Raw genomic sequence first — 1,094 nt, 5'->3', positions numbered from 1 at the left:
TTCGAATCGATCATCCTCGGGCTCGTCCAGGGGCTGACGGAGTTCCTTCCGATCTCGTCAAGCGCCCACCTGCGGCTGACCGCCGTCGCCTTCGACTGGCCGGACCCGGGCGCCGCGTTCACCGCGGAGTCGCGTCGGCTCCGGCGCGGGACCGTCCGGGCGGGGTTCCACGAAGGCGACGAGCCGGCCGTCCCGGTGCAGTACGGCGGCCCGCGCGACGGCGGGGTGGGTGCCCAACGCCGCCTCGATCTCGCCGGGTTCGACCCGGTGGCCGCGGATCTTCACCTGGTCGTCCAGGCGGCCGAGGAACTCCAGGACGCCGTCCGGCCGTTGCCTGACCCGGTCGCCGCTGCGGTACCAGCGTCTGCCGTCGAACACGGTGAACGCGGCCGCGGTGCGCTCCGGGTCGCCGAGGTATCCGGGGGTCAGTCCGGTGCCGGCGATGAGCAGTTCGCCCGCCTCGCCGGGGGCGCTGCGGCGGCCGTCCTCCGCCACCACCGCCACCTCGGCGCCGGCGGCGGGGCGGCCGATGGGCAGTTGGCGCACGTCGTCGCCAGGGCGGGCGTCGACGAGGTGGTAGGTGGCGTTGATGGTGGCCTCGGTCGGCCCGTACAGGTTGGCGACGCGGTGGCCGGGCCCGAACAGGTCGTACCAGCGGCGGACGTGGTCGGCCGGCAGGGCCTCGCCGCCGACGTGGATCCAGCGCAGCGCCGACAGGTCGGGCCGGGGCGCGCCGCGCCGCACCCGGGTCTCGGCGGCGGTCAGCAGGCGTTCCCAGAGGGTCGGCACCGAGCTCCACACGGTGATCCGGTCCCGGACGACCCGGTCGAGCAGCGCCTCGGGGTCGCGGAGCAGAGCGCGCGGCAGGGTGTGCACGGTGGCGCCGACCAGCAGCGGGGCGAGGAGTTGCCGCACGGACGCGTCGAAGCAGACGGAGGCGGTCTGGGCCAGCCGGTCGCCGGCGCGGTAGCCGAAGGTGTCGACGGCCCAGTCCAGGTAGGTGGCCATCGCCCGGTGGGTGATGGGCACGGCCTTGGGGCGGCCGGTGGAGCCGGAGGTGAAGACGGTGTAGGCGATGGCGTCGGGGGCCGGGG

The 1,094-nt window shown here is 75.4% G+C and carries 2 pseudogenes; one reads left to right on the top strand and one right to left on the bottom strand.

The features are described from left to right. Positions 1 to 126: pseudogene (locus tag E1283_RS39785) on the top strand (undecaprenyl-diphosphate phosphatase); the annotation flags it as partial. Here E1283_RS39785 and E1283_RS36455 read toward each other — a convergent pair. Continuing rightward, a pseudogene (locus tag E1283_RS36455) lies at positions 124 to 1,094 on the bottom strand (AMP-binding protein); the annotation flags it as partial. The pseudogenes E1283_RS39785 and E1283_RS36455 overlap by 3 nt on opposite strands.

Origin of the sequence: Streptomyces hainanensis, assembly GCF_004348415.1 — a bacterium.
GTDB lineage: Bacteria > Actinomycetota > Actinomycetes > Streptomycetales > Streptomycetaceae > Streptomyces > Streptomyces hainanensis.
This window is presented reverse-complemented; position numbering and strand designations above follow the sequence as displayed.